Annotated in this window: 23 protein-coding genes and 1 riboswitch; of the genes, 16 read left to right on the top strand and 7 right to left on the bottom strand. The window is 70.6% G+C overall.

Features of this window, described 5'->3' with window-relative positions; all coding sequences use genetic code 11:
* Nucleotides 1-93 precede the first annotated feature (93 nt).
* From AB0L65_RS28865 to AB0L65_RS28890, 6 genes are all read left to right on the top strand, one after another.
* Nucleotides 94-1,416, top strand: a complete 1,323-nt coding sequence (locus AB0L65_RS28865; protein WP_364251205.1) for an NYN domain-containing protein — start codon at nucleotides 94-96, stop codon at nucleotides 1,414-1,416.
* A gap of 131 nt (nucleotides 1,417-1,547) precedes the next feature.
* On the top strand, nucleotides 1,548-2,522 hold the full coding sequence (locus AB0L65_RS28870) for an NlpC/P60 family protein (RefSeq protein ID WP_364251208.1): 975 nt from the start codon (nucleotides 1,548-1,550) through the stop codon (nucleotides 2,520-2,522).
* Between the two features lie 394 nt (nucleotides 2,523-2,916).
* Nucleotides 2,917-3,081, top strand: a riboswitch (cyclic di-AMP (ydaO/yuaA leader).
* Nucleotides 3,082-3,154: 73 nt separating this feature from the next.
* Nucleotides 3,155-3,670, top strand: coding sequence for a C40 family peptidase (locus AB0L65_RS28875; protein ID WP_364251211.1), 516 nt, complete (start codon nucleotides 3,155-3,157; stop codon nucleotides 3,668-3,670).
* Nucleotides 3,671-4,083: 413 nt separating this feature from the next.
* Nucleotides 4,084-4,902 (top strand): hypothetical protein, encoded by an 819-nt coding sequence (locus tag AB0L65_RS28880; protein ID WP_364251214.1) that lies wholly within the window; start codon nucleotides 4,084-4,086, stop codon nucleotides 4,900-4,902.
* Between the two features lie 314 nt (nucleotides 4,903-5,216).
* Complete coding sequence (locus tag AB0L65_RS28885; protein WP_364251217.1) at nucleotides 5,217-6,488, top strand: M48 family metallopeptidase; 1,272 nt, start codon at nucleotides 5,217-5,219, stop codon at nucleotides 6,486-6,488.
* Nucleotides 6,489-6,577: 89 nt separating this feature from the next.
* On the top strand, nucleotides 6,578-7,654 hold the full coding sequence (locus AB0L65_RS28890) for a glycosyltransferase family 4 protein (protein ID WP_364251220.1): 1,077 nt from the start codon (nucleotides 6,578-6,580) through the stop codon (nucleotides 7,652-7,654).
* A 6-nt stretch (nucleotides 7,655-7,660) separates the two neighbouring features.
* Here AB0L65_RS28890 and AB0L65_RS28895 read toward each other — a convergent pair whose 3' ends face one another.
* The 3 genes from AB0L65_RS28895 to AB0L65_RS28905 are packed head-to-tail and all read right to left on the bottom strand — an operon-like array spanning nucleotide 7,661 to nucleotide 10,733.
* Nucleotides 7,661-8,578 carry a carbohydrate ABC transporter permease gene (locus AB0L65_RS28895; RefSeq protein ID WP_364251223.1) on the bottom strand — a complete coding sequence of 306 codons (918 nt, stop codon included), beginning with the start codon at nucleotides 8,576-8,578 and terminating at the stop codon, nucleotides 7,661-7,663.
* Nucleotides 8,575-9,447 carry a sugar ABC transporter permease gene (locus AB0L65_RS28900; RefSeq protein ID WP_364251226.1) on the bottom strand — a complete coding sequence of 291 codons (873 nt, stop codon included), beginning with the start codon at nucleotides 9,445-9,447 and terminating at the stop codon, nucleotides 8,575-8,577. Before AB0L65_RS28900 ends, AB0L65_RS28895 begins: the two co-directional genes overlap by 4 nt.
* Nucleotides 9,447-10,733, bottom strand: coding sequence for an ABC transporter substrate-binding protein (locus AB0L65_RS28905; protein WP_364251229.1), 1,287 nt, complete (start codon nucleotides 10,731-10,733; stop codon nucleotides 9,447-9,449). Before AB0L65_RS28905 ends, AB0L65_RS28900 begins: the two co-directional genes overlap by 1 nt.
* A gap of 174 nt (nucleotides 10,734-10,907) precedes the next feature.
* Here AB0L65_RS28905 and AB0L65_RS28910 point away from each other — a divergent pair, with 174 nt between their 5' ends.
* Nucleotides 10,908-11,687, top strand: coding sequence for a DeoR/GlpR family DNA-binding transcription regulator (locus tag AB0L65_RS28910; protein ID WP_364251232.1), 780 nt, complete (start codon nucleotides 10,908-10,910; stop codon nucleotides 11,685-11,687).
* Between the two features lie 20 nt (nucleotides 11,688-11,707).
* Here AB0L65_RS28910 and AB0L65_RS28915 read toward each other — a convergent pair whose 3' ends face one another.
* The gene (locus AB0L65_RS28915) at nucleotides 11,708-13,456 is read right to left on the bottom strand and encodes an AMP-dependent synthetase/ligase (RefSeq protein WP_364251235.1); all 1,749 of its coding nucleotides are present in this window, start codon (nucleotides 13,454-13,456) and stop codon (nucleotides 11,708-11,710) included.
* Nucleotides 13,457-13,559: 103 nt separating this feature from the next.
* Here AB0L65_RS28915 and AB0L65_RS28920 point away from each other — a divergent pair, with 103 nt between their 5' ends.
* From AB0L65_RS28920 to AB0L65_RS28950, 7 genes are all read left to right on the top strand, one after another.
* Nucleotides 13,560-14,327 (top strand): metallophosphoesterase, encoded by a 768-nt coding sequence (locus tag AB0L65_RS28920; RefSeq protein ID WP_364251238.1) that lies wholly within the window; start codon nucleotides 13,560-13,562, stop codon nucleotides 14,325-14,327.
* 67 nt (nucleotides 14,328-14,394) lie between these two features.
* Nucleotides 14,395-14,829 carry an SRPBCC family protein gene (locus AB0L65_RS28925; RefSeq protein WP_350728975.1) on the top strand — a complete coding sequence of 145 codons (435 nt, stop codon included), beginning with the start codon at nucleotides 14,395-14,397 and terminating at the stop codon, nucleotides 14,827-14,829.
* Between the two features lies 1 nt (nucleotide 14,830).
* Nucleotides 14,831-15,991, top strand: coding sequence for an ArsA family ATPase (locus AB0L65_RS28930; protein WP_364251242.1), 1,161 nt, complete (start codon nucleotides 14,831-14,833; stop codon nucleotides 15,989-15,991).
* Between the two features lie 42 nt (nucleotides 15,992-16,033).
* Nucleotides 16,034-16,459 (top strand): DUF5304 family protein, encoded by a 426-nt coding sequence (locus tag AB0L65_RS28935; protein WP_364251245.1) that lies wholly within the window; start codon nucleotides 16,034-16,036, stop codon nucleotides 16,457-16,459.
* 15 nt (nucleotides 16,460-16,474) lie between these two features.
* A complete protein-coding gene (locus tag AB0L65_RS28940; RefSeq protein ID WP_364251248.1) occupies nucleotides 16,475-17,407 on the top strand; it encodes an ROK family glucokinase in 933 nt (310 codons plus the stop codon).
* 44 nt (nucleotides 17,408-17,451) lie between these two features.
* The gene (locus AB0L65_RS28945; protein ID WP_364251251.1) at nucleotides 17,452-18,099 is read left to right on the top strand and encodes an endonuclease/exonuclease/phosphatase family protein; all 648 of its coding nucleotides are present in this window, start codon (nucleotides 17,452-17,454) and stop codon (nucleotides 18,097-18,099) included.
* 37 nt (nucleotides 18,100-18,136) lie between these two features.
* On the top strand, nucleotides 18,137-19,282 hold the full coding sequence (locus AB0L65_RS28950; protein ID WP_364251254.1) for a hypothetical protein: 1,146 nt from the start codon (nucleotides 18,137-18,139) through the stop codon (nucleotides 19,280-19,282).
* A 9-nt stretch (nucleotides 19,283-19,291) separates the two neighbouring features.
* On the opposite strand, the gene AB0L65_RS28955 is transcribed toward AB0L65_RS28950, so the two are convergent.
* Both AB0L65_RS28955 and AB0L65_RS28960 read right to left on the bottom strand, forming a co-directional pair.
* Nucleotides 19,292-19,750 carry a hypothetical protein gene (locus AB0L65_RS28955; protein ID WP_364251257.1) on the bottom strand — a complete coding sequence of 153 codons (459 nt, stop codon included), beginning with the start codon at nucleotides 19,748-19,750 and terminating at the stop codon, nucleotides 19,292-19,294.
* A 46-nt stretch (nucleotides 19,751-19,796) separates the two neighbouring features.
* On the bottom strand, nucleotides 19,797-20,555 hold the full coding sequence (locus tag AB0L65_RS28960; protein WP_350728987.1) for an alpha/beta fold hydrolase: 759 nt from the start codon (nucleotides 20,553-20,555) through the stop codon (nucleotides 19,797-19,799).
* Between the two features lie 162 nt (nucleotides 20,556-20,717).
* Between AB0L65_RS28960 and AB0L65_RS28965 the strand changes: the two genes are divergently transcribed.
* Entirely contained in the window at nucleotides 20,718-21,425 is a 708-nt protein-coding gene (locus AB0L65_RS28965) for a lysophospholipid acyltransferase family protein (protein ID WP_364251260.1), read from the top strand.
* Nucleotides 21,426-21,427: 2 nt separating this feature from the next.
* On the opposite strand, the gene AB0L65_RS28970 is transcribed toward AB0L65_RS28965, so the two are convergent.
* On the bottom strand, nucleotides 21,428-21,889 hold the full coding sequence (locus AB0L65_RS28970; protein WP_350728989.1) for a MarR family transcriptional regulator: 462 nt from the start codon (nucleotides 21,887-21,889) through the stop codon (nucleotides 21,428-21,430).
* A gap of 84 nt (nucleotides 21,890-21,973) precedes the next feature.
* On the opposite strand from AB0L65_RS28970, the gene AB0L65_RS28975 reads away from it, so the two are divergent.
* Nucleotides 21,974-22,399 carry a DoxX family protein gene (locus AB0L65_RS28975; protein ID WP_364251263.1) on the top strand — a complete coding sequence of 142 codons (426 nt, stop codon included), beginning with the start codon at nucleotides 21,974-21,976 and terminating at the stop codon, nucleotides 22,397-22,399.
* Nucleotides 22,400-22,442: the final 43 nt, after the last annotated feature.

The raw sequence follows: 22,442 nt of genomic DNA on the forward strand, positions 1-22,442 counted from the left end.
CAAGCGCTTGTCTAGAGAGAGGTGGCCGTTACGGTCAGGTACGCGGCAGCCGTACCCTTGTCTGAAAGGGCATGTCACGAAGGGACAAGTGGGATGAGTTCAGCGGGTGAAGGCCTGTCTCGCCCGCTTCCCGAGCAGGTGCGGCTCAATGTCGTCGATCTGGCGTCCCAGGTCCTCGGGACGATGCCCGCTGCCTCCATACCGCCGCCCCTTCGCGGGATAGCCAAGTTCGACCCCCGAAAACGCGCCAAACTCGGCAGCGCGCCCATCGCGGCGCAGCTCGAGAACGACAAGAAGTTCCGCGAGCTGGTGGCCGAATCGGTGGAGGCCGGCTGGCCCGAATTGGTGGCATCCCTGGCCGAGGGAAATGTCCCGCCGGCCGCCGACCCCGTGCTCGTGGCCGCGGCCGCCTACCTCACCCGTCCGCCCGGCTGGGCGGAGATGATCGAGGTCGCCCGTACGGACCTGGTGCAGTCGGCCGTGGCGGCCGAGGGGTCGGAGCGCGAGGAGGCCGTCACCCGGCTCCGCGAGCAGCTCGCCGCGCAGAAGACCGCCGCCAAGGAGGAGGCCGATCGGCTGCGCGAGCAGATCAGGGCGGCCCGGGCGGAAAATTCTGATTTGAGGCGCAAGCTCCACGACGCCCGCGAGCGGGCCAAGGGCGCGGTGCAGCGGGCCGACGAGATGGAGCACGCGGCGGAGGACGCCAGGTCGGCCGCCACGGCCGCGGGCACCGCGGGCGAGTCCGAGCTGCGGCGGCTGCGCGAGCGGCTGGCCGACGTGGAGAAGCAGCTGGAGGCCTCGCGCCGGGCCGCCCGCGAGGGCAGGAGCATCGAGGACGCCCGCATCCGGGTGCTGCTCGACGCGCTGCAGGACGCCTCGGCCGGGCTGCGCAGGGAGCTCGCCCTGCCCACGATGATCAGTCGGCCCGCCGACTCGGTCGCCGCGGTCACCGGCGAGCGGCCCGGCGTCCGGGGGGTGCCCGCGCGGGCGCTGGCCGACGACGATCCGCAGCTCCTCGACCAGCTCCTGGCCCTGCCGCAGGTCCACCTGATCATCGACGGCTACAACGTGACCAAGACCGGCTACGGCACGCTCACCCTCGCCGACCAGCGCACCCGGCTCATGACCGGGCTCGGCGGGCTGGTGGCGCAGACCAGGGTCGAGGTCACCGTCGTGTTCGACGGGGCCGAGCTGAACTCCCCGGTGCAGGTCGTGGCGCCGCGCGGGGTGCGGGTGCTGTTCAGCCAGCCGGGGGAGATCGCCGACGATCTGATCCGCCAGCTCGTACGCGCCGAGCCGCCCGGCCGGGCCATGGCCGTGGTGTCGTCGGACCGCGAGGTGGCCGAGTCCGTCAGGCGGATGGGAGCCAGACCCGTTCCGTCTGGCTTGCTGCTGCGCAGGCTGGGCCGGGCCTAGATTACCTGCACCCCTTACGGGCGGATTTGCCGCGCTGTGCCAGGGATATTACGAATTGGGTGGATAGCGTGTGACCTCACCCGCCACTTCTGTACTATTCGCCCCAGATATCATCCCTGGGAGGCGACACAGTGAGGTTTGGCAGGGTGCCGGTGGCCGCGGGTCTCGCGTTCGGGCTGGTCCTGTCCCCCATGGGAGCCGCCGTCGCCGATCCCCGGCCGACCCTCGGACAGGCCAAGGCCAAGCTCGACAAGCTCAACGACAAGGCCGACAAGGTCGTCGACCGCTTCAACACGGCCACCGAGCGGTACAAGGCCGCCAAGGGCGCCTACACCAAGCTGAACGACCGCTACAAGACCAAGCTGGCGACGGTCGCGGACCTGCGCGCCCAGGTGATCGGCATGGCCGTCGACAGCTACAAGCTCGGCACCGACGTGACCTCCCTGCCCGGCCTGGTGAGTGCGGACCGCCCCGACGACTTCCTGATGAGCCTGGCGCTGGCCGGGCAGCTCTCGCGGGAGCGGGCGGAGAAGCTGGCCGCGTTCGACCGGGAGAACCGCGGGCTGAAGGTCGAACGCGACAAGGCGGAGGAGGCTTTGGAGGCGGCCGACCGGGAACGGGACGGGGTCGAGAAGGAGCGTTCGGAGATCATGAAGCTGATCTCCGAGCAGAAGAAGCTCCTGAAGAAGCTGGGCGCCTACAACCCCGGCAACCCGAACAGCGTCGGCATCCAGTACACGGGCCCGGCCTCGGGCAACGCCGCCGCCGTCCTGCGCTTCGCCTTCGCCCAGGTGGGCAAGCCGTACGTGTTCGGCGGGACGGGCCCGGGCGGCTGGGACTGCTCCGGCCTGACCCAGGCGTCGTGGCGCGCCGCGGGCGTGTCGCTGCCGCGCACGACCTGGCAGCAGTGGGCCTGGGGCGCGAGCCGCAAGGTCTCACTGAGCGCCCTCCAGCCGGGGGACCTCATCTTCAGCTCGAGCCTGGGTCACGTCAGTATCTACGCCGGCGACGGGAAAATCGTTCACGCGCCGCAGACGGGCGACGTGGTCAAGGTCGTCAAACTCTCGTCGTACGGCGGCCGCCTCGTGGGCGCCATCCGCCCGTAGCTACGACGCCGAATCGTTGATCGCATCAACCGAACGAGGTTCGGTTGATGAGTGATGGGAACGATCCAGCACGCCTGACGAGCCACAACAAGTGTGACAAACACGACATTTGGGGCCTGACAAACGGGCGCGAAATCAAATGTGAGCAGCGTCACATTTCGATAACGGAACCTGGTGTTCCAGCAGGGATTTCCCTCCTTACTGACTCCACTATCTGATCTTTACAGGCGGTGTCCCGCTTTGCCGATCCTTGACCCTTCGGCGTAGCTTCTGGCGACGTCGCGGTGAACAAGCCATGTCCCCCGCGAACCCGCACCGGTCTCTCCCGGTGTGAGACAGATAAAGATCCGCTGGTCAACCGCCCAAATGTCCCCATATCAACACGTTGGTCGGGACGGTTGGCCTGCCGAATCCGTGCAGCCAGGAGGCACGGAGCCGGGGACCCAGCGATCCCAGTTCCCCAGGGATCAGGGGGTGAATCGGCGCGCACATCGCGCCGTAGGGCGACTTCCAGGCCCGAATCCGTCAGCTAACCCGGTAGGCATTCGTGGAAGAGTCAAGGAGAAATCCTGTCTACCTCCCTGCATAACCCCCGTCTGTCCCGCATTGCCCTGAGTGGCGTAGCGCTCACGATGACCGTGACGGCCGGAGGTGCGATCCTCCATGCCCCAACGGCTCAGGCTGCCACGACCGATTCGGCTTCGACGACCAAGGCGGCCGCAACCGCCGGAACCTCGAAGACGACCTCGGCCGCGGCGCTGAGGGCGGCCAAGGTCGCCCGTCAGAAGGCGAAGGCCCGCAAGGCGGTCTCCGTGGCCAAGAACCAGGTCGGTGACCCGTACCGGTACGGAGGCACAGGCCCCGGTTCGTTCGACTGCTCCGGCCTCGTCCAGTACGCCTGGAAGAAGGCCGGGGTGAAGCTCCCACGCGTGGCGGCCAGCCAGTTCGCCCGCAGCAAGAACAAGGTCTCGTGGCGGAACCTCCGGCCCGGCGACCTGATGTTCTTCAGGGGGCTCGGCCACGTGGGCATGTACGTCGGCAAGGGCAAGATGGTCCACTCGCCTCGGACAGGCGAACGGGTACGCATCGACAAGCTGAGTGGATGGCGGCGGGCGTCGTTCGTCGGCGCTGTCCGTCCCGGCATGTGAAGAAGCCCCGCCCGGCTCCTCCGGGCGGGGCTCTCCCATTGTTGCTTTCATTTTTTACGGCGGAGCACGGGCGGCGCCACCCGCCGCACCTGGCTGAGGGCCTCCAGGGAGACGCCCGCTGACCCGCACAACGCACCCACCGCAACGGCACCCCCTCAAAACAGCCACCCCACCCCACCCACCCACCCCACCCGCCTCACGGCTTCCCGCGCCACGGCTCACGGCCCCACGACCCTCGGTCCAATGACCCTCGGCTCGCGGGCCAGGCTCCCCGTTCGATGGCGCGCGGTGTGCGGTCCTCTGGCGCGCAGCCACCGCATGCGGTGCGGGTGGGCGGTTCTCAAGGGCGCGCGGTTCTCAAGGGGGTGCGGAGTGGCCGGTCAAGGGCCGGCGGGCGGCTACGATCGGGCATCGTGTCAGGGCAGGTGAATCGGCGGGCCGCGATCGTCTCCGTCCTGCTTCTCGCCGTCACCCCCGCCAGCGCCCCCACCCCCGATTCCCCCATCCTTCCCGCCGAAGTCCGCGGCCTGTGGGGTGACGGCGAGGTCGTGGTCCGTGGGGCGCGGTCCGTGGTCGTCGGCCGGCACATCACCCCCGCCGAGCTCGGCGACATCGCGCGGAGGGCTGATCGGGCGGGGCAGCGGGTGTCGGCGGTGCTCGGAAGGTCAGTACGACCGCTCGTAGTCGTTCCCTCGTCCGCCGCCGAGGCGGCCGGGCTGGCCGGGGTGGGGCGGGTCGACGGGCTGGCGGCGGTGGCCGATCGCGGGCGCGTGATCATCGTTCCCGAGTTCTTCGCCAGGCTGAACTCCACCGGCAAGGACGTCGTACTCGCCCACGAGCTCACCCACGTCGTCGCCGGCACCGACCGCCTGCCCCCATGGCTCTATGAGGGGTTCGCCGACTACGTCGGCTATCGCGACTCCGGACTCCCCGTGAGGACCGCGGCCGCCGAGCTCGCCGCCGAGGTGCGGGCCGGGAGGCTGCCGAGGGAATTGCCCGGACCTGCGGCTTTCGCGGCTGACGGGCGGGACCCCGTCCGGCTCGCCCGGGCGTACCAGGAGGCTTGGCTGGCGTGTCGCTTCCTGGCTGACCGGTTCGGTGAGGGGACGCTGGTGAGGCTCTACCGTGACGCCCGCGCGGGCGGCGTAGACCGAGCACTCGCCGCGCTCGGCCTCTCCGCGGCCACGCTGACGGCACGGTGGCGCGACTACGTGCGAGACCGGCTCGCGTGAGGGGGAGGCAGATGAGCGAACGGCGGAACGTGGACGACGCGTCGCAAGAGGCGTCGAAGGAGGGTGAGGAGGCCGGAGGCGCCACGGCTCTGAGTGGCGAGGCGCGCGGTCACGGTGAGAGCGCGTCAATGAAGAGGGAGAGCGCCGGCCCGATGCCGGGAGGTGGCCCGTCCGTGAAGGGGGAGGGCGTCGGCCCGACGTCCGGGGGTGGCGCGTCCGTGAAAGGGGAGAGCGCGGGCTCGGTGGCCGGTGGCGGGGTGTTCGTGAAGGGGGAGAGCGGGGGCGGAAGACGGGGGCAGAGTGAGGGTGTGTCCGTGAACGGGGGAGGGCCGCCGGAGTCCGACGGCGAGCGCCGGCTGAGGCGGCAGGCGGCGGTGGCGGCCGTGCTGCTCGGCCTGGTGATCGCGGCCGTGGCCGCCTTCAGCACCCCCTGGCACCTCCTGACCTCCGGACCGCCCGACCCGGCCCGCGACTTCACCGCCGCGCAGATCGCCAGGTCCGAGGCGTTCGACGCGGCCAGCACCCTGCCCGCCTACCTCTCGCTGGCCCTCACGCTGATCATCGCCGGGCTGCTCGTCGCCACGCCGTTCGGCGTGAAGCTGGTGGCGTGGCTCAAAGGCCCCTGGTGGCTCCGCGTGGTGCTGGGCGTCGTGGTCATCACCCTCTTCACCCAGCTGATCAAGCTGCCGATCGCCATGTGGGGCGAGACGCTGCTGCGCGGTTACGGCCTGTCCATCCAGACCTGGGGGTCCTGGGCAAGCGACCGGCTCAAGAACATAGGCGTCGACGCGTTCATGCTCAGCCTGATGCTGCTGGTGCTCGTGGCGCTGGCCCGCAGGTTCAGGCGGTGGTGGATCCCGGCCGCCGTGGGCGCGTTCGCGCTGACGGTGCTGGCGTCGTTCGTCTACCCGGTGGTGTTCGAGCCGCTGTTCAACGACTTCACGACCATGCAGCAGGGCCAGCTCCGCACCGAGCTCCTGGACATGGCCAAGCGGGACGGCGTGCCGGTCGAGGACGTGCTGGTCGCCGACGCCTCCCGCAGGACGACGGCGCTGAACGCCTATGTGTCCGGGTTCGGCGCCACGCGCCGCATCGTCGTCTACGACACGCTGCTCAAGGCCCCGAAGGCCGAGGTCGAGCTGGTCGTGGCGCACGAGCTGGGCCACGCCAAGACCGACGACGTGCTCTACGGCACGTTCATCGGCGCCCTGGGCGCCGCGCTGGGCGCGATCCTGCTGTCCTGGGTGTTCGGCCTGGTACGCCGCCGCACCGGCGTCACAGGCCTGGGCGATCCGCGCGCGGTCGGCGCGGTCATAGGCCTGATGACCTTCGGCTCACTGCTCATGAGTCCCGCCGAGAACCTGATCAGCCGCCACATCGAGGCCAGGGCCGACCTGCACGCGCTGGACCTCACGCACGATCCGGCCACGTTCATAGCGATGCAGAAACGCCTGGCAGTCACCAATATTTCCGACTTGTCGCCGGATGCGGTGGAATATGTGCTCTATGCGTCCCATCCTTCCAGCCCCGAGCGCATCGCGATGGCCCGTGCATGGGCCAAGCTGAACGGCGTCCCCGTGAAGTGACACGTGAAGTGACACGTGCGGCGACCCGCGCGGCGACCCGTGCGGTGACAAGCGCGGCGGCAGGAGCGACGCCGGGTGCGGGGCCCAAGGTGCTCGTCGTCACGAACGACTTCCCGCCCAGGCCGGGCGGCATCCAGTCGTTCGTGCACGGCCTCGCGCTGCGCACGCCGGGCGTGGTCGTCTACGCGCCCGCCTGGCCGGGCTGCGAGGAGTTCGACGAGCTCCAGCCGTTCCCGATCGTGCGGCATCCGACGCGGCTCATGCTCCCGACGCCGGCCGTCGCCCGCAGGGCGGCGAGGCTGGTGGCCGAGCACGGCGCGCAGACCGTGGTGTTCGGGGCGGCGGCGCCGCTCGGGCTGCTCGCCCCTCGCCTGCGCCGGGCGGGCGCGCGGCGCGTGGTGATGCTCACCCACGGCCACGAGGCGTCGTGGGCGAGCGCGCCGGGCTTCCGCGCCGTGCTGCGCAGGATCGGCGAGCACGCCGACGTGGTGACGTACCTGGGCGAGTACACGCGCGGCCGCCTGGTCGCCGCCGTCCCGCCGGGCAAGCTCGTACGGCTGGCGCCCGGCGTGGACGTCGGCCAGTTCCGGCCCGACGCGCCCAAGGCGGAGCTGGGCCTGGACGGCAGGCCGGTGGTCGTGTGCGTGTCGCGGCTGGTGCCGAGGAAGGGCCAGGACCAGCTCATCAGGGCCTGGCCCCGGGTGCTGCGCTCGGTGCCGGAGGCGGTGCTGCTGCTGGTCGGCGGCGGCCCCCACCGCAGGACGCTGGAACGCCTGGCGGCGGGGCGGGAGTCGATCAGGTTCACCGGCACGGTGCCGGCCGCGAGCCTGCCCGGTTACTACGCCGCCGCCGACGTGTTCGCGATGCCGTGCCGTACCCGGTGGAAGGGGGTGGACGTGGAGGGGCTCGGGATCGTGTTCCTCGAGGCGTCCGCCACCGGGCTGCCGGTGGTGGCGGGCGCGTCCGGCGGCGCGCCCGACGCCGTGCGGCCCGGCGAGACGGGGCTGGTCGTGGACGGCGAGGACCCGGGCGAGGTGGCCCAGGCGATCGTCGAGCTGCTGACCGACCCCGACAAGGCCCGCAAGATGGGCGCGGGCGGCCGTGACTGGATCGCCCGCGACTGGGCGTGGGAGCACGTGGCCGCCCGCTTCCGCAATCTCCTCTAGCCCCCTCTAACCCTTCGTGGCCCCCAGCGTCAGACCGGCGACGAACTGCTTGTGCAGGAGCTGGAAGACGATCAGCGTGGGCAGCGCCACCAGCACCGACCCGGCGGCCAGCAGATTGTAGTCGGTGAAGAACTGGCCGCGCAGGTTGTTCAGCGCGGAGGTGACCGGCAGCTTGTCGCCCGACGACATCAGCACCAGCGCCCACAGGAAGTCGTTGTACATCCAGGTGAACTGCAGCGTGGACAGCGCCGCCAGCACCGGACGGCACAGCGGCAGCGTCAGCCGCCAGTACCGCTTCCACACCGAGGCCCCGTCCACCAGCGCCGCCTCGGTGATCTCCTCGGGGATCGTGCGCATGAAGTTCGCCATGACGAACACGCAGAAGCCGAACTGGAACGCCACGTGGACGAGGATCAGCCCCAGGTAGGAGTCGTAGAGCGACTGCGAGTCCGACAGCCACGCGGGCAGCGGGACGAGGGTGTAGAGGGTGTAGAGCGGGGTGATGAGGACCTGCGGCGGCAGCAGGTTCCCGGCGGTGAACACGATCAGCAGCGCCCTGCGCCCGGGAATGCGCAGCCGCGCGATGGCGAAGGCCGTGAACGACGCCATGAACAACGTGATCAGCACGCCGGGCACGACGATGATCAACGTGTTGAGGTAGTAGTGGGGCAGCTCGGCCTGGGACCACGCCTGCCCGTAGTAGCCGAGCGTGAGGTGCTCGGGCAGCGAGAAGTAGCCCAGGCGGGCGGTCTCCTCGTACGGGCGCAGCGACGCGTAGACGGCCAGCGCGAGCGGCAGCAGCCACCCGAGGGCCACCAGCGTCAGGAAGGCGTGCAGCAGGATCCGCAGCGGCCGCACCGGACGCCGGGACGGCGCGCGCCGCTCCTGGGCCGGGGGAGCGGCGGGCGGGGCCGTGAGCGTCATCGTTCCTCCCTGAACATCTGCGACAGGTAGGTGACGATGAACCCCAGCGAGATCACCAGCAGGATCACCGCGATCGCCGAGCCGAACCCGATCCTGCTGGCCTCGCCCACGATGTTCTCGGTGACGAGCACGGACAGCAGCTCCAGCCCGTTCCTGCCCTTGTTGATGGCGTAGACGATGTCGAAGGCCCGCAGCGCCTCGATCACCGTGATGACCAGCACGATCACGTTGACCGGCCGCAGCGTCGGGAACACCACGCGGAAGAACGCCTGCCGCTCGTCGGCCCCGTCGATGGCCGCCGCCTCCTTCAGCGCCGGATCGACCGCCTTCAGGCCGGCCAGGTAGATGATCATGACGTAGCCGACGTGCCGCCACCCGGCCGCGACCATGACGACCCAGATGTTGATCGAGCTGTCGCCCAGCCAGTCCACGGTCAGCCCGGTCACCGCGTTCAGCACGCCGTAGTCGGAGGAGTAGACGAGCTGCGCGATGAAGCCCACGACGGCCAGCGACAGCACGACCGGCATGTAGAGCGCGCTCTGGTAGACGCGCGACAGCCGCAGCCGCCGGTCCAGCAGCACCGCGCAGAACAGCCCGAACGGCGTCGCGACCAGCCCGAGGAAGCCCAGCCACAGCAGGTTGTTGCGGACGGCCGACCAGAACGGCGGATATTCGGCCGCCAGGTCGTGGTAGTTCTGCCCGCCCACCCACTCGATCGGCCCGATGCCGTTCCAGTCGGTGGCGGAGAGCCCGACGGAGGCCAGCGTGGGCCCCCAGATGAGGCCCACGTTGACGACGATGGCCATCCCCAGCCCGATGACCAGGATGGTCACGTCGCGGGCGGAGTAGCGGCGGGTTTTGACTGCCATCAGCGGAAGATGTTGGCCTTCTGCTTCTCGATGCTCACCAGCAGGGAGTCGATCTCGCCGGGTTTGCTCACGAACGACTGCAGCGACGGGATCATCACGGTGGAGGCGAAGTCCGGCCGCGTGTCGCGGTCGAGGAACTGCGCGATGTGGGTGGCCTTGGACACCAGCTCGGCGCCGCGCTTCTGCAGGGCGCTGTAGCCGGAGGTGTCGGCCTTGGAGCTGGCGGCCAGCGTGCCCGGGTCCAGCTTCGTGGCGATGTTCTGCGAGGAGGCCTGGGCGAGTTGTTTGAGCAGCGCCTTGGCGCCGTCCACGTTCTTGGCCTTGGCGGAGATCATGTAGCCGTCGATGGGCGCGTCGATCGAGTCGGTCCCGTACGCCGGGTTGATCTCGGGGAAGGTGAAGAAGTCGAGGTCCGCGCGGTCGGCCTCGGGGAACTGCTGGGCGACGAACATCCCCAGGAGGTACATCCCGGTCTTCTTCTGCGCCAGCGACTGGCCGGCCTCCTGCCAGGTGCGGCCGAGCGCGGCCGGCTGGTGGTACTCCATCAGCCCCCGCCAGGTGTCGAAGACCTGCTTGACCTTCGGGTCGGTCCACGACTCCTTGCCCGCCATGAGCGAGACGTGGAAGTCGTAGCCGTTGATCCGCATGTTGAGAATGTCGAACGTGCCCATCGCCGGCCAGCCGTCCTTGTCGGCGAACGCGATCGGGATGAGCCCGTCGGCCTTCATCTTCCTGGCCAGCGCGGTGAACTCGTCCAGCGTGGCCGGCGGCTGGTACCCCTTCTCCTGCCAGACGCTCTTGCGGTAGAAGACCGCCCAGGGGTAGTACGTGGCCGGCACGAAGTACTGCTTGCCGTCGGTCCCGGTCGACTGGTCCTTGAACGCCTGCGTGTAGTCGCCGCCGATCTCCCGCCATACGTCCGAGACGTCGGTCGCCAGCCCCTGCGCGGCGAAGAACTGCATCCGGTAGCCCGCGAACCAGGTGAACACGTCGTCGGGCGTGCCGCGCAGGTAGCGGTTGATGTTCTCCTGGAACGTGTTGTGGTCCACCGTGTTGATCTTGACCGTGGCCTGCGTGAAGGCCTTGACCTGGGTATCCAGGGACTTCTTCGGGATCTCGTCGGAGGCGTTGGAGCCGATCGTGACCGTCCCCAGGTTGCCGGCGGTCTTGCCGCCGGCGGGGGCCGGGGTGTCGGTGGAGCCGCAGCCGACGAGGGCGGCCGGCACGCCGAGCGCGGCGGCTCCGAGCAGGAGATGGCGACGGGAGATCGGCAGACGTTGGTCCATGATGGGTTCCTCCTAGCCGGACCCTTCAAATCCCCCCGACTTCACTCACCTTCATTCAGCGAAAACCCAACATTTCCAACTGTCAACGCACATTTCTATGACCTTGCCCAGCGGCCACGCCGTGTCATGATGCGATCGAACCGGTGTCGGAACCTGTCGGGATCTGGTGATGCGATGCTCGCCCAGCAGCGTCAGCAGGCGATTCTGGAGCTCGTCAGGCAGAACGGCGGCGTCCGCGTGGTCGAGCTGGTGCGCGCGTTCGGCGTCTCCGACATCACCATCCGCCGCGACCTGGAGCTGCTGGCCGGGCGCGGCCTGCTGGCCAAGGTGCACGGCGGCGCCACCAGCGTCGGCTCCACGGACGAGCCGGGCTTCGCGGTCAAATCGGTGCGCCAGGAGGGGGAGAAGCGGGCCATCGCCCGCCGCGCCGCCGCCCTCGTGCGGCCCGGCGCCACCGTGGCGCTCTCGGCCGGCACCACCACGTGGACGCTCGCCCGCCGCCTGGCCGCCGTCCCGGCCCTGACCGTCGTGACGAACTCGGTGCGCGTCGCCGAGGTCTTCCGCCACGCCGGCAGGGGCGACCAGACGGTCGTGCTCACCGGCGGCGTGCGCACCCCGTCGGACGCGCTGGTCGGCCCGGTGGCGGTGGCCGCGATCCACCGGCTCAACGTGGACCTGCTGTTCCTCGGCGTGCACGGCATGACCGTCAGGGCCGGCTTCACCACCCCGAACATGATGGAGGCGGAGACCGACCGCGCCCTCGTGGAGGCGGCTAGCAGGCTCGTCGTGCCCGCCGACCACACCAAGTGGGGCACGGTCGGCATCAGCACCATCGCCGAGCTGCGCGAGGCGGACGTGCTCGTCAGCGACTCAGGCCTGCCGCAGCCGGCCAGGGAGGAGCTGGCCGGGCACGTGGGCGAGCTCCTCATCGCCGAGGCGCCCGGCCCCGCGTGACCACGACGGCCCCTGAGCCGTCAGTGTTTCCCGTCGTAGAGCCCGTCGATCTCCTTGGTGAAGTCGCGCATGACGAGGTTGCGCTTGACCTTGAGCGTGGGCGTCAGGTGCCCGCTGTCCTCGGTGATGTCCCGGTCCAGGATCGTGAACTTCTTGATCTGCTCGGCCTTCGACACCAGCAGGTTGGCCCGGTCCACCGCCTCCTGGACCTGCGCCAGCACCGCCGGGTCCGTGCGCAACTCGGCGGCGGAGGCCCCGTCGGGCAGGGCCTCGGGGTCGAGGGTGATCAGGGCGGCGACGAAGGGCCGGCCGTCACCGACGATCATGGCCTGGGAGACCAGCGGGTGGGCGCGCAGCGCGTCCTCCAGCGGCCCGGGGGCGACGTTCTTGCCCGCCGCCGTCACCAGGATCTCCTTCTTTCGGCCCGTGATCCGCAGGTAGCCGTCGGCGTCCAGCTCGCCGATGTCGCCCGTGTGGAACCAGCCCTCGGCGTCGATCACCTCGGCGGTGGCCTCGTCGTTCTTCCAGTAGCCCGGGAAGACGTTCCGGCCCCTGGCCAGGATCTCCCCGTCGTCGTCGATGCGCAGGCTCACGCCGGGCAGCGGCTTGCCGACGGTGCCGATCTTGTTGCCGTACGGCATGTTGACCGTGCACGGCCCCGTGGTCTCCGTCAGGCCGTAGCCCTCGAAGACCTCGATGCCGACGCCCTTGAAGAAGTGGCCGAGCCGCTCGCCCAGCGCGCCGCCGCCGGAGACGGCGGCCGACAGGCGGCCGCCCGTGGCCGCGCGGAGCTTGGTGTACACCAGCCGGTCGAACACCAGGTGCTTCAGCCGGAGCCCGAGCGGCGCGCCGGCGGCGGAGGCGCGGCTCGAGGCCATCGCCACGTCCACGGCGCTGGCGAAGATCTTGCCCTTGCCGCCCGAGATGGCCTTCTGCTCGGCGCCGTTGTAGACCTTCTCGAACACGCGGGGCACGCCCAGCAGGAACGTGGGCTTGAAGTCCTGCAGGTCGGGGGCGACGTTCTTCATGTTGGGGGTGTGCGCGATGACCGCGCCCGCCTCGATCAGCACCACCTGGATGATCCGGGCGAGGATGTGCGCCAGCGGCAGGAACAGCAGGGCCGCCGGGTCCTTGGTGGCGAACAGCGGCTCCAGCGGCCCGCGCAGCACGTTGCGGGCGGTGAAGAGCAGGTTGTCGTGGGCGATGCGGCAGCCCTTGGGCCGTCCGGTGGTGCCCGAGGTGTAGACGACCGTGGCGAGGTCGGCGATGCCCACCTGCTCGCGCCGCCGATCCACGTCCGCGTCGGAGACGTCACCCGCCTCCAGGGCGCCGTCGACCCGCCAGACCGGCTTCAGCTCGGGCGCGGCCTCCCTGACGGTCTCCTCGTGCTCGTCCAGCTCGACGAACACCGCCTTCGCCTCGCTGTCGGTCAGGATCCACCTGACCTGCTCGACCGAGGACGTCTCGTAGATCGGTACGGTGACCGCCCCGACCGTCCAGATGGCGTAGTCGACCAGCGTCCACTCGTAACGGGTGCGCGACATCAGCGCGACCCGGTCGCCGTGCGAGATCCCCGCCGCGATCAGCCCCTTGGCCACCTCGACCACCTGGTCGCGGAACTCGGAGGCGGTGACCACGGGCCAGCCGGAGTCCGTCTTGCGGCGCATGATCACGGCGCCCGGCTCCTGCTCGGCCCGCTTGAACACGGTGTCGGACAGGCCTGCGGAGGCAGGCACATCGACCAGGACGGGAACGCTGTACTCGCGCAACGGATCATCTCCTCTTCGGGGACCGCCTGGACGTTACCGCGTCAAGTTACGGGCGGGTAGTGTCACAGCTCACGCTAGCAGCCACCCTCAGTAGGATTTGCCCATGAGGGTCCATGTCGTCAGCGATGTCCATGGCAGGGTCGACGCGCTGGCCAGGGCGGGCGACGGGGCGGACGCGCTGGTCTGCCTGGGCGACCTGATCCTTTTCGTCGACTACGACGACCACGCGCAGGGCATCTTCCCCACCCTGTTCGGCGCCGAGCGGGCCGCCGAGTTCATCGCGCTGCGCACGGCCAAGCGGTTCGACGAGGCCAGGGCCATGTCCGCGCGCCTGTGGGCGACGCTCGACGGCGACCCGCGCGAGCACATCGAACGCCACGTGCGCTCCCAGTACGAGCTCCTCTTCGCCGCCATGCCCACCCCGGCCTACCTCACCTACGGCAACGTCGACCTGCCGCGCCTGTGGGGCGACTACCTCAGGCCCGGCCTCCAGGTGCTCGACGGGCAGGTGGCGGAGATCGGCGGCCTGCGGTTCGGGTTCGTGGGCGGCGGGCTCCAGACCCCCTACCGCACGCCGTACGAGATCAGCGACGAGGAGTACGCGGCCAAGGTCGAGGCGGTCGGGGAGGTGGACGTCCTGTGCTGCCACATCCCGCCGGCCGTGCCCGAGCTCCTCTACGACGTGGTGGCCAGGCGGTTCGAGCGCGGCAGCGAGGCCACCCTGGCGGCCATCGAGCGGACCCAGCCGCGCTACGCGCTCTTCGGCCACGTGCACAACCCGCTCTACGCGCGCACGCGCGTCGGGCGCACCGAATGCGTGAACGTGGGCCACTTCCGGGGGAGGGGTGTGCCTTTCGTCCTCGAATGGTGACCCGGCCTGCGGTGGGCCGCGCCGGGCGATCCACCGCAACGAGGGGATTCTGCATTACGGTGGTCGCATGGCTGATCGCACCACTTCGAGCACCACCATCAGCGCAGGCCGGCCCGAGGTCATGGCGGTCATCGCCGACTTCCCCTCGTACCCCGACTGGGCCGGGCAGGTCAAGAGCGCCGAGGTCCTCACCACCGACGGACAGGGCAGGCCGGAGACGGTGCGCTTCGTCCTCGACGCCGGGATGATCAGTGACACCTACACCCTCGGCTACACCTGGCAGGACGACCACGTGAGCTGGCAGGTGGTCGAGCCGGGCAAGATGGTCTCCGAGCTGCGGGGGAGTTACCTGCTCGCCGACACGGGCAGGGGCACGGACGTGACGTACGAGCTCACGGTCGATCTGAGCGTCCCCATGATCGGCATGATCAGGCGCAAGGCCGAGAAGGTGATCGTGGACACCGCGCTCAAGGGCCTCAAGAAGCGCGTCGAAGGCAGCTGAGTTGAGCCCGAGGGTCCTGCTCTTCACCGGAAAGGGCGGCGTCGGAAAGACCACGGCCGCCGCCGCGACGGCCACGCTCGCCGCCAGGCGCGGGCTCAAGACGCTGATCGTCTCGACCGACACCGCCCACTCGCTGGCCGACGCGCTCGACGTCGAGCCCGGCGAGATCGCGCCGGGCCTGCACCTCCACCAGGTGGACACGCAGAAGTCGCTGGAGCGCCACTGGGGCGAGCTGCAGCAGTACGCCAGGGGCGTGCTGAGCGAGCTGGGCCTCGACGAGATCACCTCCGAGGAGATCACCGTGCTGCCCGGCGCCGAGGAGGTCATCGCCCTCCTGGAGCTGCGCGAGCACGCCCGCGAGGGCCGCTGGGACGTGATCGTCGTCGACTGCGCGCCCACCGCCGAGACGCTGCGGCTGCTGGCCCTGCCCGAGGCGCTCGACTGGCACGTCAGCAAGCTGATGCCCGTCGGCCGCAGGCTCCTCAGGCTCGTCTCGCCGTTCGTGCGCAGCGTCGCCCACGTCAGCGCGCCCGGCGAGGAGGTCATGAGCGCGGGCGAGCGCCTGCACCGCGGCCTCATGGAGGTGCGCGAGCTGCTCACCGGCGACCACGCCTCCGTGCGGCTCGTGCTCACGCCCGAGTCCGTGGTGCTCGCCGAGGCCAGGCGCACCCTCACCTCGCTCAACCTGTACGGCTACCGCGTCGACGCCGTCATCGCCAACCGCGTCTTCCCCTCCGACGGCGCCGACGAGTGGCGCGCCCAGTGGGCGGCGGCGCAGTCCAGGCTGCTGGCCGAGGCGGAGCAGTCGTTCGCGCCGCTGCCCATCCACGTCATCCCCTACCTGCCCGCCGAGCCCGTCGGCAAGGACGCGCTGGCCGAGGTGGGCGAGGCGATGTACGCCGAGTCCGACCCGTTCGCCGCCCACGCCGTCGATCCGCCGCTGCGGATGGACGCCGACGAGCTGGTCCTGGCCCTGCCCGGCGCCGACCGCGGCGACGTCGACCTGGCCCGCAAGGGCGACGAGCTGATCGTGACGGCCGGGCCCTACCGCAGGATCCTGGCCCTGCCCGCGGCCCTGGCCCGCAGGAAGATCACCGGGGCCGCGCTCCGCGACGGCGTGCTGCGGGTAGGTTTCAGCCCGGGGAGCGAATCCGCGTCCTGAGGAGTTGAGGAGGATGAGCGACCCATACGTAGGGAGGGCGAGATGACCGAGAGCAACACCGGCAACGACAGAGACCCGATCGGGACCGTCGCCGACGAGGCACGCAAGCTGTTCGAGTCGATCCAGGGGCGGGCCACCCGCCAGGTCGGCAAGAGCGTGTTCAACTCGTTCACCGGCGGGGGTGCCCGCAGGGAGCGCGACGTGTGGGAAGAGGCGGTGTCCGAGCCCCACGACGAGTACATCTGCCGGGCCTGCCCGTGGTGCAGGGCCATCGCGGCCCAGCGCGAGTCGGGCGCCGACGTGACGGGGCACCTGATGGCCGCGGGCGGGGAGCTGTTCGCCGCGTTCCGCGGCGCGCTTGACTCGCTGAGCAGGCCCGCCCCCCGCGGGCCGAGCGAGGACACGCAGGACCGCCGCGCCAGCCGGCCGGAGGGCGGCGGCAACGTGGAACACATAGATCTGGGATAGGGAGAAAAGGGGCCAATGCTCACGATCGGTGTCGATATCGGCGGGACCAAGGTGGCCGCCGGTGTGGTCGACGACAAGGGCGTGATCGTCGAACACACACTCAGGCCCACCGCCGCCGACCGCCCCGACCTGGTGGCCGAGACGGTGGCCGATGTCGTTCGCGAGCTCAGCGCGGGCAGGCAGATCGAGGCCGTCGGGGTCGGCGCGGCGGGGTTCGTCGACGAGACCCGCTCGATGGTGCGCTTCGCCCCCAACCTCGCCTGGCGCGAGGAGCCGCTGCAGAAGAAGATCGGCGGCCTCGTCGGCCTGCCGGTCGTGGTCGAGAACGACGCCAACGCCATGGCGTGGGGCGAGAGCAGGTTCGGCGCCGGGCGCGGCCAGTCCTTCGTGGTCTGCATCACGCTCGGCACCGGCATCGGCGGCGGCCTGGTCGTCGACGGAGCCCTCTACCGCGGCCGCTGGGGCATGGGCGCCGAGTTCGGCCACATGCAGGTGCTCCCGGGCGGGCGCCAGTGCGGCTGCGGCAACGTCGGCTGCTGGGAGCAGTACGCCAGCGGCCAGGCCCTCGTCAAGGACGCCAGGGAGATCGCCGAGGACCACCCGGAGCAGGCGAAGATCCTCCTCGGCCTGGCCGGCGGCAAGATCGAGGGCGAGGAGATCACCGAGGCGGCCCGGCTGGGCGACGAGGCCTCGCTGGCCGCGTTCGCCAGCCTGGCCGAGTGGCTGGGCCAGGGCATGGCCGACCTGGCCTCCGTCCTCGACCCCGGCTGCTTCATCGTGGGCGGCGGCGTCTCGCGGGCCGCCGACCTGTTCATCGACCGGGCCCGGCAGGCCTTCGCCGAGAAGCTCACCGGCCGCGGGCACCGGCCGCTCGCCGAGATCCGGCTGGCCGAGCTGGGCGCCTCCGCGGGGGTGGTGGGCGCGGCCGACCTGGCCAGGCAGCGCTGACGATCAGGGTCGGCACCTACAACGTACGCGGGCTGCGCGACAGCGTGCCCGCGTTGGCCAGGGTCATCGCCGCCATGCGCGCCGACGTGCTGTGCCTGCAGGAGGCTCCCAAGGTCGTCCGCTGGCGGGCCAGGCGCGAGGCCCTGGCCGCCGCGGCGGGCCTGCGCGTGGCCACCCCCGGCCGGGTCGGCGGCGTGGCCGTGCTCACCGGCCCGCGCGTCGCCGTGCGGCACGCCGAGAGCCGCGCGCTGCGGGCCTTCACCGGGCTGGAACGGCGCGCGCTCGCGCTCGCCGTGGTGGAGATCGAGGGAGTCCGCCTGGCCGTCGGCTCGCTCCATCTCGACCTCAACGGCCCGGCCAGGGTGCACCACGCCGCCGAGGCCATGGCGCTGATGGAGCGCGCGGCCACCCGGTTCGGCGCGACGATCGTGCTCGGCGGCGACATCAACGAGCAGGCGCACCAGCCCGCCTGGCGCTACCTGGCCGGACGGCTGGCCGACTGCCACGCCGTGGCGCCGAAGGGCGACGGCCTGACGTTCACCGCGGCCCGGCCCTCCGTGCGCATCGACGGCGTGTTCGCGGCGCGCGAGGCGCGTGTCGTGTCGTGCGGGGGAGTGGACGCCCCGATCGCCGATCTGGCCGGGGCCAGTGACCATCTGCCTGTTGTCGCAGAGTTGCGAGTTGGGCACTAACGGGCAAGACCGGCCCCCCAGCCCGTAGCATTTGCTCATGACCCGTCGCCATCAGCGGCGTGCGCTCTCCTTCTTCTTGGCGACGTCCGTGGCCTTGACGCAGGTCACGCCCGCCGCGCATGCCGAACCCCGCCGCCCCGCCACCATGGAGGCGTGGCAGCAGTCGACAAGCGCGCGCCTGCAGGCCGACGGTTCACTGTCCGACGTGCTGGCCGTCTCCTCCAACGACGTGTGGGCGGTCGGCCAGCAGGAGATCTGGGACGTCTGGAAGAACCGCGGCACCATCCGCCACTGGAACGGCAGCGGCTGGTCCGAGGTCTCCATCCGCGACGCCACCGCCGCGGGCAACCTGCGCGGGCTGGCCGTCGCCGGGCCGTCCGACGTGTGGGCGGTCGGCGACGGGCACGACGGGCTGCCGTACCTGGCCCACGGCGACGTCAGCGGGTTCGACCGGATCAGGCCGCAGGGCGTCCCCGGTGACGACCGCCCCTACACGCCGATCCTGCGGGCGGGAGACTGGCTGGGCGGCGTGGACGCCAAGCCGGGGCGGGTCGTGGCGGTCGGCAGCCGCGACCAGCAGGGCCTCATCCTCACCGGCCAGGGCAACTCCTGGACCGCGCAGCAGACCAAGGAGAAGGGCGCGCTCTACGCGGTGGCCGGCGGGTTCGCCGTCGGCGACACCGGCTCCGAGCCGCTGATCGTGCACTACTCGGGCGGCTCGTGGAAGTCCATGCCGGTGCCCTCGATCCCCGGCGGCTACCTGCGTGACCTGCAGGTCGACAGCGCCAAGCGGGCGGTGGCCGTCGGCGGCGTCTACCGCGGGCCCGGCGAGGTCTCGCCGCTCGTGCTCACCTGGAACGGCAAGCGCTGGAGCGAGCAGCCGACGCCCGTCTCCGACGCCCGCCTCTACGGCGTGACCGGCGACGGCAAGGGCCGCTACTGGATCACCGGCTACGACCCGGCGCGGGCCGCCGAGCCGTTCATGCTGCGCTGCGAGAAGGGCGAGTGCGCGACCATCCGCGGCGGGGCCATGCGGGGTCGCAGCAGCGTACGCCTCCAGGCGGTGGCCTACCTGCCCGGCAAGGGCACGGTGTGGGCGGTCGGGCACGCGGTCGACACCCGCGACCGCTACACCGACGTGGTCGAGTCGTTCGCGCCCAAGACCACCACCGCGAAGTCCTAGCGGCGGGCCCTACAGCACGGCGCCGTCGTCCCAGCCGGAGTCGTTGGGCGGGCCGTCGCCCATACGCACCACCAGCGCCACGAACCCGCCGATGAACGCCGCCACGGCCGTGAACAGCGCCCAGCCCTCCATGTGCCAGCTCGCCATCGCGGCCACCAGGAGATAGGCGGGGCCGCCGAACAGCGCCACCCACGCCAGCTTGGTGGGCAGGTCGAGCTTGGGCAGCGGAGGCGGCGGGGGCGGCTCGAAGTGGCCCTCGTCCGCCTCCTCCTCGTCGTCCGCCGGGTCCTTGTACGGGTCCTCGTCGAGCTCGGGCTCCTCCGAGGGTTTCACCACTCGGCGGGTGGGCTCGGCGGGGACGTTCTCGCTGTCCGGCCATGGCTGGTCGGCCGAGTCGCGCTCGGCGGTGTCGTTGAAGGACGCGACGATCTGCCGCCAGACCTCGTCCTCGTCACTCTGGGGCGTCACCTAGATGGGCCTCTCCACAGCGATCGCGACTTCCCCCTGGGTGCGATCAGTCCCTCTGCAAGGGTACCGAGGCATGTGTCCGGATGAAGTCGAGGCTCCCGGCAAAGATCCTGTCGGCATCGTTGTCAAGCGTCGCAACATGGTAGCTATCGCTTAGCTCCTCGATCGTGGCCTGTGGGACCTTCGCACGGATGATCGCCACACTCGTCGGCTTGACCACATGGTCCTCCGTGCTGTGGAAGACCAGCAGTGGTTGCGTCACTTTAGCCAGGTCGGCCTGCACCAGCGACCACAGCGAGGGCAACGACGCCGCCGCCTTCACCGGGGTGCGGTCGTAGGCCAGCTCGGTCACGCCGGGTTTCTTGACGTCGTTGGCGACGCCGGGCACCGACGGCACGAACCACTTGAGCAGCGGAGCGAGCTTGAGCAGCGGCACGTCGTTCGTGATCGACGGGTTGACCGCGATCACGCCGGCGATCGCCGGGCCGTGCACCTCGGCGAGCCGCAGCGCCAGGCAGCCGCCCAGCGACAGCCCCGCCACGAACACGTCCGGGCAGCGCCCCTGGAGGTCCGCGAACGCCTTCTCGACCTCGGCGTACCAGTCCTCCCAGCGCGTCCTGTTCATCTCCTGCCACGTGGTGCCGTGCCCCGGCTGGCGGGGCAGCGAGACGCTCACCCCGTGTCCGGCCAGGAACTCCCCCCAGGGCCGCAGCGACTGTGGCGAGCCGGTGAACCCATGGCAGAGCAGCACACCGACCTGGCCTGCTCGATGGTGGTAGGGCTCCGCGCCTGGCATGAGCGGCATAACAGCTCCTCCATGCAGTTTCATTCCGGGCAGGTTCCTCCGGGAACGGCCCGATCGTCGCACGTTCCGGGGTGTTTGTGCGAGAGCTGGTGTAGGAGCATCGTGTTCAAGGTGGGAAGATGACTCTGCTCACACGTAACGCGCTGGAGAAGAGGTGCCGGAGTGTTCTACTGGGTGGTCAAGGCCATCTTGGGTCCGTTCCTCCTCACCATCTTCAGGCCGTGGACGGAGGGCTCGGAAAACGTGCCCAAACAGGGGCCCGCGATCCTGGCCGGCAACCACCTGTCGTTCGCCGACCACTTCTTCGGCCCGCTGCAGATCCGGCGCAAGGTCATCTCGCTCGGCAAGGCCGACTACTTCACCGGGCGCGGCATCAAGGGCTTCTTCACCCGGCTGTTCTTCAGCGGCGTCGGCACCGTGCCGATCGACCGCTCCGGCGGCAAGGCGAGCGAGGCGGCGCTCCGCACCGGCCTGCGCATCCTGCGCGAGGGCCACATCCTCGGCATCTACCCCGAGGGCACCCGCTCGCCCGACGGCCGCCTCTACAAGGGCAAGACCGGCGTGGCCAGGCTCGCCCTGGAGTCACGGGCGCCGGTCATCCCGTGGGCTGTGATCAACACGTACGAGATGATGCCGCCGGGGCGGCCGCTGCCCAAGTTCGGGATCCGGCCGGGCGTCAAGTTCGGCAAGCCGCTCGACTTCTCCCGCTACTACGGGATGGAGGACGACCGGCTGGTGCTGCGCGCCGTGACCGACGAGATCATGTACGCCCTGATGGAGCTGTCCGGGCAGGAATACGTCGACAAGTACGCCGCGAGCGCCAAGGTCGAGCTGGAGCGCGCCGCGCGCGCCGCCGCCGCCAAGGGGTGAGCTCACCCGGAGGCGCGTAAGACCGTCTCGGTCTTCTGCATGGCCGTGGTCATGGTGTGCAGCTCCTCGCGGCTGATCCGGTCGATCAGGTACGCGCGCACGACCTCCAGGTGGCCCGGCGCCACCCGTTCCAGGCAGCGCACGCCCGCGTCGGTGAGCACCGCCAGCACCCCGCGCTCGTCGCCGGGGCAGGTGGCGCGCTCCACCAGGCCCGCCTTCTCGAGCTGGGTGATCTGGTAGGTCAGCGCGCTCTTCGACACCACGACGCCCTTGGCGAGCTCGGTCATGCGCATCTGATGGCCCGGCGTGTCCGACAGCCGCGTCAGGATTTCGTACTGCGGATGCGTCAGCCCGGCCGCGGCCTTGAGCTGCTCCTCGATCCGCCGTTCGAGCAGGTGGGCGGTGGACAGGAAGGCGCGCCACGCCGCCATCTCCGTCGCGTCAAGCCATCGGGGGTCCGTCACCGGTTCAGTCTACTGTCGTTCAGATTTGAACAATCAATGCTAGGGTCGTTGTTCAAATCTGAACCACTCTTATAAGGAGATCGCATGATCGGCCAGGCGCGCCCCGTCGTCCTGCTGCTCGCGAGGATCGCCATCGGCGTGATCTTCCTCGTCCACGGCTACCAGAAGTTCGCGACCATGGGGATCGCGGGCACGACCAAGTTCTTCGAATCCGCGGGCATCCCGCTGGCCTCCGTGGCCGCTCCCGCCGTCGCCGTGCTGGAGGTGGCCGGCGGGCTCGCGCTGATCCTGGGCGCCGCGCTGCCGATCGCCGGCACGTTGCTGGCCCTCGACATGGTGGGCGCCATCGTGTTCGTGCACGGCGCGAGCGGGTTCAGCGCCGGCGAGGGCGGCTACGAGTTCGTCCTGGCGCTGGCCGCGGCCAGCCTGGCCGTCGGCTTCACGGGCGGGGGCGCGCTGGCCCTGGACAACGTCCTGGCCCGCCGCCGCCCCGCGTCGGCGCTCGCCTGACGGCTTCTTCCCCGGGACCCGGGACCCCGCGCCCGCGCGGGGT

This window comes from Nonomuraea sp. NPDC052116, from assembly GCF_040680035.1.
In the GTDB taxonomy this organism is placed as follows: domain Bacteria; phylum Actinomycetota; class Actinomycetes; order Streptosporangiales; family Streptosporangiaceae; genus Nonomuraea; species Nonomuraea angiospora_A.